The 14,978-nt window shown below is 30.9% G+C and carries 14 protein-coding genes and 1 riboswitch; of the genes, 12 read left to right on the plus strand and 2 right to left on the minus strand.

Features of this window, described 5'->3' with window-relative positions:
• Positions 1-97: 97 nt before the first annotated feature.
• Positions 98-1,993: an ABC-F family ATP-binding cassette domain-containing protein gene (locus P3X86_RS00630; RefSeq protein ID WP_483290685.1), complete on the minus strand. Its 1,896-nt coding sequence runs from the start codon at positions 1,991-1,993 to the stop codon at positions 98-100.
• 508 nt (positions 1,994-2,501) lie between these two features.
• Between P3X86_RS00630 and P3X86_RS00635 the strand changes: the two genes are divergently transcribed.
• Positions 2,502-2,957, plus strand: a complete 456-nt coding sequence (locus tag P3X86_RS00635; RefSeq protein ID WP_483291719.1) for a DUF5698 domain-containing protein — start codon at positions 2,502-2,504, stop codon at positions 2,955-2,957.
• A gap of 55 nt (positions 2,958-3,012) precedes the next feature.
• Here the strand turns inward: P3X86_RS00635 and P3X86_RS00640 are convergent, their stop codons facing one another.
• On the minus strand, positions 3,013-5,076 hold the full coding sequence (locus tag P3X86_RS00640) for a M4 family metallopeptidase (protein WP_483290686.1): 2,064 nt from the start codon (positions 5,074-5,076) through the stop codon (positions 3,013-3,015).
• A 503-nt stretch (positions 5,077-5,579) separates the two neighbouring features.
• Here P3X86_RS00640 and P3X86_RS00645 point away from each other — a divergent pair.
• The 11 genes from P3X86_RS00645 (at position 5,580) to cobK (ending at position 14,978) form a co-directional block, all read left to right on the plus strand.
• Positions 5,580-6,545 carry a hypothetical protein gene (locus tag P3X86_RS00645; protein ID WP_483290687.1) on the plus strand — a complete coding sequence of 322 codons (966 nt, stop codon included), beginning with the start codon at positions 5,580-5,582 and terminating at the stop codon, positions 6,543-6,545.
• A gap of 202 nt (positions 6,546-6,747) precedes the next feature.
• Positions 6,748-6,945 carry a cold shock domain-containing protein gene (locus tag P3X86_RS00650; RefSeq protein WP_483290688.1) on the plus strand — a complete coding sequence of 66 codons (198 nt, stop codon included), beginning with the start codon at positions 6,748-6,750 and terminating at the stop codon, positions 6,943-6,945.
• Positions 6,946-7,038: 93 nt separating this feature from the next.
• Positions 7,039-7,216, plus strand: a riboswitch (cobalamin riboswitch).
• A 117-nt stretch (positions 7,217-7,333) separates the two neighbouring features.
• Positions 7,334-8,719: a cobyrinic acid a,c-diamide synthase CobB gene (locus P3X86_RS00655; RefSeq protein ID WP_483290689.1), complete on the plus strand. Its 1,386-nt coding sequence runs from the start codon at positions 7,334-7,336 to the stop codon at positions 8,717-8,719.
• A gap of 5 nt (positions 8,720-8,724) precedes the next feature.
• Positions 8,725-9,363, plus strand: a complete 639-nt coding sequence (locus P3X86_RS00660) for a precorrin-8X methylmutase (protein WP_483290690.1) — start codon at positions 8,725-8,727, stop codon at positions 9,361-9,363.
• Between the two features lie 4 nt (positions 9,364-9,367).
• Positions 9,368-10,486, plus strand: coding sequence for a cobalt-precorrin-5B (C(1))-methyltransferase CbiD (gene cbiD, locus P3X86_RS00665; RefSeq protein ID WP_483290691.1), 1,119 nt, complete (start codon positions 9,368-9,370; stop codon positions 10,484-10,486).
• Positions 10,479-11,129, plus strand: a complete 651-nt coding sequence (gene cbiE / locus P3X86_RS00670) for a precorrin-6y C5,15-methyltransferase (decarboxylating) subunit CbiE (RefSeq protein WP_483290692.1) — start codon at positions 10,479-10,481, stop codon at positions 11,127-11,129. Before cbiD ends, cbiE begins: the two co-directional genes overlap by 8 nt.
• A complete protein-coding gene (gene cbiT / locus P3X86_RS00675; protein WP_483290693.1) occupies positions 11,129-11,701 on the plus strand; it encodes a precorrin-6Y C5,15-methyltransferase (decarboxylating) subunit CbiT in 573 nt (190 codons plus the stop codon). The genes cbiE and cbiT overlap by 1 nt, the downstream gene beginning before the upstream one ends.
• A gap of 1 nt (position 11,702) precedes the next feature.
• Entirely contained in the window at positions 11,703-12,458 is a 756-nt protein-coding gene (cobM, locus tag P3X86_RS00680) for a precorrin-4 C(11)-methyltransferase (protein ID WP_483290694.1), read from the plus strand.
• Entirely contained in the window at positions 12,458-13,483 is a 1,026-nt protein-coding gene (cbiG, locus tag P3X86_RS00685) for a cobalt-precorrin 5A hydrolase (RefSeq protein ID WP_483290695.1), read from the plus strand. The genes cobM and cbiG overlap by 1 nt, the downstream gene beginning before the upstream one ends.
• Before the next feature lie 32 nt (positions 13,484-13,515).
• On the plus strand, positions 13,516-14,241 hold the full coding sequence (gene cobJ / locus P3X86_RS00690; protein ID WP_483290696.1) for a precorrin-3B C(17)-methyltransferase: 726 nt from the start codon (positions 13,516-13,518) through the stop codon (positions 14,239-14,241).
• The gene (cobK, locus tag P3X86_RS00695; RefSeq protein WP_483290697.1) at positions 14,238-14,978 is read left to right on the plus strand and encodes a precorrin-6A reductase; all 741 of its coding nucleotides are present in this window, start codon (positions 14,238-14,240) and stop codon (positions 14,976-14,978) included. Before cobJ ends, cobK begins: the two co-directional genes overlap by 4 nt.

Genomic DNA, 14,978 nt, shown 5'->3' on the forward strand with positions numbered 1-14,978 from the left:
AGAGCACCACCTGATGATAAATATAATAACCATAGTCATTTTACAAGATTTTTTAACAGATATTAAAAGGGAGCTTTGCTCCCTTTTAATTGTATATTTATTGTTTGTTTTTATACTCTTCAATTTTTTCGGCTAATTCGTTAAGGTATTCCCATCTGTCCATTAAAACTTCAAGTTGATTTTCGTGCTCTTCCTTTTTCTCAGAAAGCTCTTGCAATTTAATAAAATCGCTGGCAGAGTTGTTCATTTTGTTATCAATATCTTGTATGCATTTTTCTACAGTTTCTATTTTTTGATCTATTTCTTCATATTCGATTTTTTCTTTATAAGAAAATCGGGGTGCTTTTTCTTTCTCTGGTCTTTCAGCTTTGACCTTCATGGTTTTATTGCCAACTGTATTAGAGTTTAGCTCTATAATTTTAGTGTAATTACCCGTATATTGCTTTATGTTACCTTTCTCAGTAAATACAAAGATTTTTTCAAATGATTTATCCAAGAAATATCTATCGTGCGAAACTGTTATTACTGCACCTTCAAAATACTTGATATATTCTTCTAATATAGATAGAGTTTGTATATCTAAATCGTTTGTAGGCTCATCTAAGAGTAGAACATTAGGATTACTCATTAAAACTCTTAAAAGATACAACCTTCTTTTTTCTCCGCCTGATAATCTATCAATACGAGTATATTGCATTTCTTTAGAAAATAAAAATCTCTCTAACATTTGACTAGCAGTAATCTTAGTACCATCTTTTGTAGTTATATACTCTGCTAATTCTTTAATATATTCGATAACTTTTAAACTTTCGTCAAGCTCTTGGTTTTCTTGAGAGTAGTAGCCGATTACTACAGTATCGCCTATTTCAATATTACCACTATCAGGTTTTAGTTTGCCTGAAATTAGGTTCAACAACGTAGATTTACCTTGACCATTTGCTCCTATTATGCCTATTCTATCATTTCTTAAAATAGTGTAATCAAAATTATTTATTATTAGGTTATCACCAAATTTTTTAGTGATATTATTGAGGTTAATTATTTTTTTACCAAGTCTTCTAGAACCCACACTAATTTCAAAATTTTCTTCTTTAATATCAATTTCTGCTTCTTTTAGTTTTTCAAATCTGTCAATTCTAGCTTTTTGCTTTGTTGTTCTTGCCTTTGCTCCGGCTTTAATCCATGCTAGTTCATTTTTAAATAGATTACGTCTTTTTAGCTCTTTAGTTATGGCTTCCTGTTCTCTTATAGACTTTTTTTCAAGATATACACTATAGTTACCTTTATAGCTATACAGTTTGCCTTTATCAAGTTCCAATATACGGTTTGTAACTCTATCGAGGAAATACCTATCATGAGTAATCATCAATAAAGCACTTTGTTTGTTTTGCAAATATTCTTCAAGCCATTTAATTAATATATCATCTATGTGATTGGTAGGCTCGTCAAGTATAAGCAAATCACAAGGCTGTATTAATGCCCCAGCTAAAGCTACTCTCTTGCGCTGGCCACCAGATAATTTATCAACTTTCATATTATAATCAAGTATTCCTAGCTTATTTAAAATGCTTTTTGCATCGCTTTCCATTTTCCAAGCATCTAGTGCATCCATTTTATTGCTTAATTCAATCAATTTTTTTTGAAGATTAGTATCGTTATTGCTTTTTTCAAGCTTATGCACAATGTCCTCATATTCTCTTATCACATTCATTATAGGAGTATCCCATTTAAATATTTGATCTAATACTCTAGTATTTTCAGTGAAATGAGGATTTTGTGGCAAATAACCAATAGTAATATCCTTGTTCATAGTTATCACACCGCTATCAAGACTCTCTAATCCTACTAGGGTTTTTAGAAGAGTTGATTTTCCAGTACCATTTACGCCAATAAGGCCTATTTTATCTTTACTATCTATACCAAATGAAATATCATTATATAATTGTTTTTCAGAGTAGCTTTTGCTCAGATTTTCAGCTGATAGTATATTCATATATTTAACCTACCTGTCTTATATTTTAATTGTTAAGAATTACATACAAGATTATATCATAATAGCTTGGTTTTACTCAATTGATGTTTTATAAATTTGTAAGTAACATTTATCAATGGCATTTACTATAATAATTTTTACTAGATAAAAAATATAAAAAAATCTTGCAAAAAAATTCATTTTATTATATACTATATTGATAGTTGAATAAAATTGGATAGAAGTATTATATTTTTTATATTTTTCTCATCGTTAAATCGAAAATTATTAAGTACTTATCAGAAATACAAGAGACAACACGACATTTCTTGTTTATTATCCCAAAACGTATTATGTATAAATATTTTTTAGTATATTACAGTAATATATTTATTTAAGATGCCATAAATAATGATTTCAACTAAAGATAAAGAAAGGAAGTGAGACTATTACTCAAAATATTATATTAGGGTTAATAGGTTTATTTATAATAACGACTTTTACTAATATTTTAGCTACATTAAAAACTATACTTATTTCAAAAAAAATCATGAATCCGGTTTATATTGTTGTATTTGTAGATGCCATGATTTTTGCGACAGTTGTAACAAAAGTAACTAGTTCTGAAGGTATTCATTTTACGCTAGCATATGCTTTTGGTAGAACGGTAGGAGTATATATTGGTAACAAAATAGAAGAACGTTTAGCACTGGGAATTGCAGAAGTAGATATATTTTTAAAGAATAAAAATAAAATGATTGTAATAGCTGAAAAACTTAGAGAAGAAGGTTATACAGTTAATAACTTTGTTGCTAGAGGTTTAAATGGAGGTAGAAGATATAAAATTGAAGTAGTTATTAAAAGGAACGAAATAAAGATACTAGAGAACATAATGGATTCATATGGTATCAATAACCCTACAATGAAAATTAAAAATTTAAGTAAAGTAAATGGAAAAATTACTACCACAAGTAAAATTTCATAAAAAATAGGGGGTGCCTCGAGTGAGACACCTCCTATTGCTGTTTATTTGATGAATTTTAATAGGTGACAGTTAAACGATAAGGTTTAGTTGTACTATACGCACCATTGTAGCCAACTATTTTTATATAATAAGTATCACTAGACCCATTATAAGTAATAGACTCACTGGTAGTATTGTTGTTTTCAGATTTTGCAACAAGAGTTCCATTCCCATTGAACAAATACAAATCATAGTCACCAGCTAAATTAGTAAGTGATATTCTAATAGTAGAGTAATCTGTTGTTTTAAACTTATAAACGTCATTATCTGATTCAGAGCTTATATAAGATTCATATGTTTTACCGCTAACTAATGGACCATAAGCATCTGAAGCTGTATCATTTGGTTCATAAGTATCTGAACTGCTAGAAGAGCCAAGTCCTACTTTACTAAATGCATCTTTAGCTGTATTATATTCTGTACTTGTAGCTCCATAAATATCGGAAGCTGATTGTAATATAGAATTTCTAAGATCCATAAAATCAGAAGTAGAAGTCAAGTAAGATGTTAATGCACGATAGTATATCTTACCTGTTTTATTAAATCCTAAAGAATTAGCTATAAGATAAAATGCCCTATTAGGGATACCGCTGTTTATGTGTACACCACCATTATCGTAGCTAACATTTTTGTAGCTGTTCATATGACCAGGTTGAGGTTGGTCAACATTTTCTGGATTTTTCATATCACGTAGTGCATCACCATATTTACCAGGAGTATAACAATCTTCTCCTACAAGCCACCATTTATCTACAGGACCTTGACAAAGAACACCGAAAACATCTGATATAGATTCATTTATAGCACCTGACTGATTTCTGTATTCAAGGTTAGCTGTATATTGTGTAACAGCATGAGTAAATTCGTGAGCAACAACATCTAGAGCGGATCCAAAAGAACCAAAACTCTCACCGTCGCCATCACCAAATAGCATTTGACGACCATTCCAGAATGCATTGTTTTTACCACTTTTATTGTCATAGTAATGAACAGAACTTTTTATATTACTGTTTCTATTATCAAACCCTTTTCTACCGAAAGTATTGTAATAGAAATCATATACTTTTGCAAGATTTGAATGAGCATCAACTGCAACTCTTTCATTCATGGCATTGAAATTACCAGTTGTATTTTTTACTCTTGCTCCTGGTTGAGTAGCATTTAAAATATTATTAAGAGTATAAGTTTCAATAACAGCACCATGAGTAGTATCGTATAAGTAGTAGTAACTATTTTGTTCATACCCATTAAGAGATACTGTATCACCAAAGCTATTTGTTCCGCTACAAGTTACACTACCATTTGCAACAGCGTTATATGAATCAACGATGCTACCACACGTTAAATCAACGAATATTTTGTAGTTAGCTGGATATGGTTCGTTAAATTGGAGTGTGACAAGGTTTACTAAATACCAATTGTCTTTAAATTCATATAGATAGTGCTGAGTTTGTGGCTTTGATATTAATTTAGAGTCAATAGAGTCAATGTTTAAAAATTCTTTCGCTTTGGCTATACATTCTTCGTCAGATAAAGTAATATATTTACTCCATTTAACAGTATCAATGCCTATGTCAGGTTGTAGAGCACCGTTTAGTGCATACACTTCGTTATTTTTATCGGTATGAACTACTAGTTCTTTTCCATAGAGAGGGATACCATCAATCTCTTGAATAATTTTATAGTGAGTCATATTGTATTTATCTTTAAATGATTTATTAAGTTTATATTTACCAGAGTTAATATTAAATAAAGCTTCATTGTTTTTTACAAAGTCAATAGCTTGCTGACTAGATTTGATTTTTTTATCAGAATTTAGACCTTGTACAAAGTTAGGGATGCTTTTTTTCTTATTCCAATGAACTTGAAAATCTACAGAATTTTGACTGGTGTTTTTGCTTTTTCTTTGCCATTTCTCTAAGATTTGTTTTTGTTCAATTCGATTAGATTGAAAGGGTTGGTTAGCTTGCCCAGTAATCTGTTGTTGTATTTGTTGATTGATTTGTGCTGCATTTGCTGGAACAACTTGAATAAATAATGCTACCATTAATACTAAAATTAATAATCTCTTATATCTCATTAATGAGGCCCCCTTATAAATTGTGTGAATATTTCGTATATATATTTTACAATTTACGACAATATAATACAATATGCGGGGCGTGAATATGTATTATGATGACATGAAAATACATAAATTAAGTCAAAAATCAATAAAAAAACTACATATTCAAACATGAAAATTCATCGGACTACAGCAAAAAAGTGAGATGTAAATTTGATAAATCCAATGAGGAGAAAGTACATTATGAATTTAGAATGAGAATATGAAGAACAAAAAAGAATTCACTGATATACTAGAAAGACCATCAGCTAATCAACTTTAGTTATAGTATTTTAAACAAGATAACAATATATCAGACATGAAAATTCATAAATATAACACGAAAATATATATTTAGTCAAAAATCTATGTGTAAAATTGTATATATTAACTATGAATTTTTTAACTGATGGTTACAGTGTAAGTGTGATAACTTCTATAACTTGAAAGCATATAATGAATTAGAAGGAGGTTATGGAATGTTTTATGATTTTAACAATTATTACAATAATCCCTATATGAATTATTCAGGATTAGATTCAGGTGGTTCAAAGCTATTGTATAACAATGGTAGTAAATTAACACCTCTCAACAAAACAATAGTGACTCCAGGGTACAGAGCAGAGGTAGGAGAAGGAGGTGGGGGAAGCCCTGTTCCAATTATATTTCCTCAACCAGATCCAAATTGGTATTACTATGGTTATCCAGGAACGGTTAAAGCAGGTAGTGCTGATGGTGGTCTAGTAGAGTATATACCTGTAAGTTTTTATGCTAGAAAGAGTGGGAAACTATACTTTGGCTTTAATCAAATTGATATATATAAGGGATATTTAAATAGTCAAGGGCAATTTGTAGAAACAGTTGGGTCAAATGGAACTTACTATAATCAAGGAGATTTTGTATTTGCAATTTTACTAGATAAATATGCTGGTGCAGCACAGGGTTCAAAGGTGCATAATGAATCTTATTGGAATTTATTATCTGAAATATCAAACATACAGCCAGGGCAAACTTATACAAAGTCTGTAGCAGTTACTTCTGGTGTTACTACACAGGAAAGTAAGACATTTTCAAGCACAGTAGGTTCAACAGTAGGATTTAAAGCTGGATTTGAAGGGTCTGAAATATCCGCATCATTATCTGTATCACTTACAAATTCTTTCTCAACTAGCGTGTCTATATCTACGCAAATTACAGTGACAGATACGGTTAATTTCCAAGCACAACAAAAACCACAAAGGGCAGCGCTTTATCAATTTATAGAAAAATACAGAATAGTACCAGGAGGTCCAATTCAAGGGTGGAGAGATTATTTAAATGGAACTTCTACCGAAGAAGCAAGATGGTTTAGTAATCAATTTGTTTGTAGCGTTGAGCCTCCACCTGAATTCCCTTATCAAAGTAGGTATTTTGCAACATCTTTTGTATTGGAGCCTGATAAGTAGAATGATATAATAAATAGAAATAAAATTTTCATATTTTTTATGAAAATGCAAAATAATGCTTGTAATTAAGCCAAAATAGTATATACTATAATTATAACTTTGATTCAATAATAAATAGTGATGTATGAATAAACTTGCTTCAAATTTTTTATTCATAGATGCTTTATAGGAATTAAAGAATAAAAATTTTGGAGGTAAAGATATGACTGGAACAGTAAAATGGTTTAACAGTGAAAAAGGATTTGGATTTATTACTACAGAGGAAGGAAACGATGTATTCGCACATTTCTCACAAATCAACAAAGAAGGATTCAAAACATTAGAAGAAGGCGAAAAAGTTTCTTTTGATATAGTTGATGGACCAAAAGGACCACAAGCTGAAAATATTACAGTAATATAATTTTGAAATTCTAAGGGTGTCTAATTAGACACCCTATTATAATGCGAAACTTGACTTTATAATATGATATGTATTAAAATAAAGCTATATTAAAACTGAATATTAGTAAAAGGTTCTCTTTATAAGAAGAGCTAAGAGGGAAAGTGGTGAAATTCCACTACAGCCCCCGCTACTGTAAACATGACGAAATCTAATATCCACTGTGCAAATGGGAAGGAAAGAGAGTAGAATGATTGTAAGTCAGGAGACCTGCCTTTTATCTGGTTAGTATTACTACTTCGGTGGGAGGTAGGTGGTATTTAGCTTTATATGCTTATATAGAGATTTAGAGTATGTGCACACCTATTTTTTAGGTGTGTTTTTTTATATTTATTAAGGTGGTGATGATTTGGCAGGTGTTATTATAGCTGGAACAAATAGTGGGGTAGGAAAGACAACGATATCAATGGGAATAATGAAAGTGTTATCCCAGGAGATGATAGTTCAGCCATACAAAGTTGGACCAGATTATATAGATACTGCGTATCATACATATATAACGAACAGAAAGAGTAGAAATTTGGATTCATGGATGTTAACAGATGACGTTATAAAATATCTATATAATAAAAATAGATTAGGTAGTGATTTTGCAGTCATAGAAGGAGTAATGGGTTTATATGACGGAGCAGAAATAGGAAGTGATATAGGGAGTACAGCAAAAATAGCTAAAATACTCAAATTACCTGTGGTATTGGTCGTGAATGGAGGTGGTTTATCTCAAAGTATAGCTGCTATAGTAAAAGGATATGCAGACTTTGATTCACAAATTGATATAAAGGGAGTAATATTTAACAATGTGAGTTCGGATATTCATTACTATATATTAAAAGAAGCCGTAGAAACCTATACGGATGTAAAGCCACTGGGCTATATGAAGAAAGTTGAGAATATTAAGTTATCTAGCAGACATCTAGGGTTAGTACCATCTTTTGAAAATGAAACATTAGATGGATTACTAACAGAGTTAGCGCTACATGTAAAAGAGACCATAGATATAGATGGATTAGTTAAGTTAGGCAAAGAATATAACAAGACTGAAATCAAAAGCAATCATGTTAAATCTGTATGTGAAAGTTATAAAGGGCTTAGAGTAGCGATAGCAAAAGATGAAGCGTTTAATTTTTATTATCATGATAACTTAGATTTATTCTTAGAAAATGATATAGAGATAGTAACGTTTAGCCCAATACATGATGAGAAGCTACCAGACAATATTCATGGATTAATGTTTGGTGGAGGTTTTCCTGAGGTGTTTGCAAAGGAGTTAGAACAGAATGAGACCATGAAAAACAGCATATTAGAAAAATTATCATCAGGCATACCATATATCGCAGAATGTGGAGGGTTGATGTATCTATGTAATAATATATATGATTTCGACTCAAACAAATACAAAATGGTTGGATGGTTTGATAAAGATTCATATATGACAAAAAGACTACAACGTTTTGGGTATGCGGAGCTTGAGTTAACTGAGAAATGTATATATGGAGAAGAGAGTGATAAAGCAAGAGTACACGAGTTTCATAGATCAAAAGTAGATGAAGGTGGTAAAAAAGTATTCAGATTGAAAAAATACAGAAAAAATAAAATTACAAAAGAGTGGAACTGTGGATATGAAAAGGGAAATGGATTAGGCGCATATGCTCATATTCATTACTATACTAATTTAAAATTTTTTAATAACTTTGTAAAAAAGATGGATGAATTTTACCAATCACAAGGAGAGTGAGTAATATGAACAACTTTGAAGTTAATCCACATGCTATAGAGTCTAAAAGCATGGAAATCATTGAATCAATAATGGAGGACGTTGATAGTTTTAGCTCTGAGCAGCTGAGCATTGTTAAAAGAGTAATACATACAACAGCAGACTTTGAATATTCAAAGTTAATAAAATTTAATGGCGATGTTATAGAAAAGTGTAAAAAAGCATTAGAAAGTGGATGTGCTATATATGCAGATACACACATGATAAAAGTTGGGATTAACAGAACAAACGTAGCTAAATATAATTGTAAGGTGTGTAATTATGTACATGATGAAGATGTAAAAAAGATAGCAAAAGAAAGAAACGTAACAAGGTCTATGACAGCTATAGAAAAAGCTTATCACGATAAAAATATTAAAATATTTGTCATAGGGAATGCACCCACAGCCTTATATAAGCTGATGGAGTTAATTGAAGAAAACCATCAAGAACCAGTACCTATCATTATAGGTGTACCAGTTGGGTTTGTCGGAGCGGCAGAGTCAAAAGATGAATTAATGAAAAGAACTAACATATCATCTATAGTTATAAAGGGACGTAAAGGCGGAAGTACAGTAGCCGTATCAATAATAAATGCAATATTAAAAATGTGTAAAGGTAAGTAGTACTATGACAGATCAGTTCATTATTAAAAATGGAAAGAAACTTAGATGTGGTTATACAACAGGATCATGTGCCACTGCAGTTGCAAAAGCTTCGACTATGATGTTATTTAAAAATATGATTCTAAAAAATGTAGATATAAATACGCCTAAAGGAGTAAAGTTAAAAATTAACATAGAAGATGTTCGGGTAGAAAAAAATCAAGTAACATGCTCTGTAACTAAGGATAGTGGTGATGACCCTGATATAACAAATGGTATAAAAATATACGCCACAGCAAGAAAAATTGAAAAAGGTATTAATATCAAGGGAGGTAAAGGGATAGGAGTAGTAACAAAAAAGGGGTTATCAGTATCAGTTGGTAAGCCTGCAATAAATCCAGTGCCTATGAAAATGATACTATCTCATGTAAAAGAAGTATTACCAACAAGTAATGGAGTGGAGATAGAGATAATGATACCTAATGGAGAGGAAATTGCAAAAAAGACCTTTAATCCGAAGCTAGGAATAGTAGGAGGATTATCAATTATCGGTACAAGTGGGATAGTAGAGCCTATGTCAGAAGATGCCCAGAAAGAATCATTGGCTCTTGAGATATCGATGCTTAAAGCAGAAGGAGTAGAGAGTATAGTTTTTGTACCAGGTAACTACGGGAGAGATTTTGCTTTGAAGCTTGGAATAAAAGATAAATATATAGTTAAAACAAGTAACTATATAGGATACATGTTGGACTATGCTACAAGACAAAACATAAAAAGGATACTGATAATAGGGCATTTAGGAAAAATGTCTAAGGTTGCAGGAGGTATATTTCAGACACATAGCAAGTATGCTGATTGTAGAATGGAAGTGATAGCATCGTACTGTGGGTCACTATATGATTGTAGCTCTAAATTAATAAAAGAGATATTAGAATGTATAACAACAGATGAAGTAGTTGATATCATAAAGCAAGAAAACAAACAGCAGGTATTTAATGTTATAGCAGAAAGAGTGTCAATTAGAGCAAGTGAACGAACTCTAGAAGAAGTCGAGGTTCAAGCAATTATATTTACAAATCAATATGGAGTAATAGGTAAAAGTAAACTAGCAGATGATTATTTGGAGGAATTTTTAAATGAATAAAATAAATGTGATTGGACTTGGACCAGGTAATAAAGACTACATACTACCCATTGCGCTAAGGGAAATAAAAAACTCTCATATAGTGATAGGAGCGAAAAGGAATATAAGCAGTATACTTGATTATGTAGAGAACAAAGAAATAGTATATATAAATTCAAATCTACAAGAAATAATACATTTAATACATCAAAGAAGAACAAAAAAAAAGATAAGTGTAATAGTATCTGGTGATACAGGGTTTTATAGCTTAGTTAGATATATGCAAAAATATTTTAATAATTCAGATTTAAATATAATAACAGGGATAAGTAGTATGCAATATATGTTTTCGAGGGTAGGTAGAACATATGAGAGAGCAAAACTGATAAGTTTACATGGCAGATACATTGAATTTGTACAATATATAAAAGAGTACGAAATGACGGGGGTACTTACAGATAAGGTATGGACACCTTCAGCAATAGCTACAGAACTACTCAATAATAATATCTCAGATTGCAATATGTATATTGGAGAAAATCTATCGTATGACAATGAGAAAATTATAGAGCTTTCATTAGAGGAAGCAAGCAAATATAAAACTGAAAATATAAATATAGTTATAATATCTAACGGTAGTTATTGTAGGGGAGTGGATGAGTAATGCATTTTGGGTTAGAAGATGAACTTTTTATAAGGGGAAATGCCCCAATGACTAAATCAGAAATAAGAGCTATAACCCTTAGTAAGCTTCAGATACAAGAAAATAGTAAAGTTGTAGACATAGGAGCAGGGACAGGTTCAATAACTGTAGAATGTGGACTTAACTCGAAAAAAGGGATTGTTTACGCAATAGAAAAAAAAGTAGAAGCTATAGAATTAATAAAACAGAATATAGAAAAATTCCAGCTGGATAATATAAGAATTTACCATAGCACTGCATCAACTAGCTTACCTCATATAAAAGATGTAAATAGAATAATAGTAGGGGGAAGTGGTGGAGAACTAGGTTATATAGTAAAGTGGGCAAATCACAATCTTGATGGAATAATAGTAGCTAATTTTATTTGTATTGAGAATTTATATGAATTCATACAGTTACTAAAAAAATATAGTTTTAAAGATATTGAAGTAGTACAAGCTCATATATCTAGAGGAAAAAACATAGGGAGCTTGACAATGATGATGAGTAACAATCCAGTCTTTATTGTAACAGCTAAGAAATGGAGGGTTTAATATGAATAAAGTTTATTATGTTGGAGCTGGACCAGGAGATCCTGAATTATTGACAATAAAAGCTAAAAGATTAATAGATAATGCTGATATTATAATATATGCAGGGTCTTTGGTAAACCCAGAAGTATACAGCGATAAAAAAGAAGATGCAAAGGTTTATAATAGTGCAAGTATGACATTGGAAGAGGTCATGGACGTAACTATAAGCGGAGTAATACAAGGTAAAAAAGTTGTAAGAGTTCATACAGGAGATCCGAGTATATATGGGGCAATAAAAGAGCAAATGGATATATTAGAAAAAGAAGATATTGAGTATGAAGTAGTGCCAGGAGTAAGTTCATTTACTGCGGCAGCTGCTACTATAAAAAAAGAATTTACATTACCAAATGTTTCTCAGACTATAATTTGCACGAGACTTAAAGGAAGAACGTCTGTACCAGAAAAAGAAAACCTTGAAAAATTAGCTAAGCATAGAGCTAGTATGGCTATATTTCTTTCTGTTCAAATGATTGAAGAAGTTGTAGATTCGTTAATTAAACACTATGACAAAAGTGCTCCTATAGCTGTAGTTCAAAGAGCAACTTGGCATGATGAGAGAGTAGTTATTGGCACGCTAGAGAATATAGCTAAGAAAGTCAAAGAAGCAAATATAACTAAGACATCTCAAATATTAGTGGGTGATTTTATAAATTCTGAATATGAATTATCCAAACTATATGACAAATCATTTGCACATGAATACAGGGGTAGCAGATAATGAACTGGGCTGTAGTAGCGCTTTCAAAAAAGAGTTTACAGCTGGCTTTAAAAATCAAATCAAAAATAAAGACTATAGATATATATGTGGTGGATAGATATGCTAACGAGCGAGCTATGCCAATAGTGGGTAAACTGAAAGAATTCAACGGTTTTTTATTTAAAAGCTATGAGACTATAGTGTATATAATGGCAACTGGAATAGTGGTAAGGGACATACAACCATACTTAAAGCATAAATCAATAGATCCAGCAATCCTAGTGCTAGATACTAATGGACGATTTGTGATTAGTTTATTGTCAGGACATCTAGGAGGAGCAAATGAAAAAGCTAAGTATTTAGCCAGTGAGATTAATGCAATACCTGTGATAACTACAGCCTCAGATTGTATGAATAAACTTTCAGTAGATATGATTGCAAAGGCGAATAATCTTCGCATTAAGAGTTTCGAGAAGGCTAAAGATATAACAGCTTTGATAGTAAATGATGAAAAGGTAGGGATATTCATAGAGTCAGGTAGATTAATATATGACATACCAGAGTATATTGAATATGTTGAGAAATTAGATAAAGGTTTAGATATAAAAGGGTTGATATGTATATCTAATAAAGCAAAAATGGATTTTGATGTAAATGCAGTTCAATTGATACCTCGTAATATTGTTATAGGAGTAGGCTGTAGGAAAGATATAAGTGTAGAGAATTTTGAGAGTTTTATAAAAGATGAAATGATAAAAGCTAATATATCATTAAAAGCTGTGGAGAGTATAGTATCTATAGATTTAAAAAATGAAGAAAAATGTATAATTGAATTTGCGAAAAAGCATAGAATAGTGTTTGATACATATACGAAAGAAGAACTTGCAAAAGTAGAAGATAGATTTGAAGGATCTAGCTTTGTAAAAAGCATAACAGGAGTAAGTTCAGTATGCATGACATCAGGATACTTAAAATCAGGTAAAGGAACGTGTCTAGTACCAAAGGTAAAAAAAGATGGTATGACGATGTCGATATGGCAAATGTAATACATGAAACAAAATGAAAAGGAGAGTTTATCATGATATATATAATAGGAACAGGCCCAGGGGCAGATGAACATATGTCTATAAAGGCAATAGAAGCAATAAACAAAGCAGATGTGATAGTTGGCTATAAAACATATGTTAATCTAATAAAAAATCTTATAAAAGACAAAGAGGTTTGTTCTTTAGGAATGAGAAAAGAAGTAGACAGATGTATGTTTGCTTTAGAAAATGCATTAAATGGAAAGGTAGTAGGATTAGTTAGTGGAGGAGACTGCGGTGTGTATGGTATGGCAGGTATAATGTATGAGATAGCTAAACCATATTTAGGTAAAGTAAAAATAGAGGTTGTTCCAGGTATTACCTCAGCTAATGCAGCAGCAGCATCTTTAGGAGCACCGTTAATGCATGATTATGTAACAATAAGTTTAAGTGATCTATTAACTGACTGGCAGTTGATTGAGAAAAGAATGAAATATGCGTGTAAAGGGGATTTTGTAATAACTATATACAACCCAAAGAGTCATGGTAGAGTAGAGCACATAAACAAGATTAGAGATATATTACTTGAGTACAAGGATAAAAATACACCAGTAGGAATAGTAAGAAATGCAAAGAGAGACAACGAAGAAGTAGAGATAACTACTATAGATGAGATGTTAAATCATGAAATAAATATGTCTACAATGGTTATAGTAGGCAACTCAAAGACTTATATATGCCATAAAAAGATGATAACTCCTAGGGGGTATAACTATTGATACTAGTTTTTTCAGGAACAAAGGATGGTAGAGAAATAATATCAAGATTACTTGATAAAGAACATGAGGTTATAGTATCAACAGCAACAAGATATGGAGCTGATCTTATAAAGAAAAGAAATAATCTTGATATCATATATGGACAATTGTCACTTAAAGATATACAAGATTTAATTAAATTAAAAGGTATTGATACTATAGTAGATGCTACACATCCATATGCTCAAAACATCTCCGAAACTCTTATAGAAGTTTGTAATCAAAGTAATACCAAACTATACAGATATGAAAGAGAAAGTATAGATAAGAAAGAAATAAAAAAATATGATACCTATACAGATATATGTAGATATCTAAATACAAAAGACGGAAATATATTAATTACAACTGGTAGTAAGAACAGCAAATTAATAATAGATAGTATAAATAGGGATAGGCTTTATATAAGAGTTTTGCCTATACCCAAAGTTCTAAATAATGTTATAAATTTTGGTTTCAAACCAAGTCAAATAATAGCTATGCAAGGACCATTTTGTATAGAATTAAACAAAGCATTATTTAAGCAATATAATATCAAGTATATTTTAACGAAAGATAGTGGATTAGAAGGGGGGACTTTAGAAAAAATAGAAGCTGCAATAGAGTCAAATGTAGAAATAATAATGCTTAAAAGACCAATGATTGAATATAAAAATAGAACTAATTCAATAAAAGAATTGCTAGAAAACATAAATTAG

The organism is Abyssisolibacter sp. ZYX002, assembly GCF_056892235.1.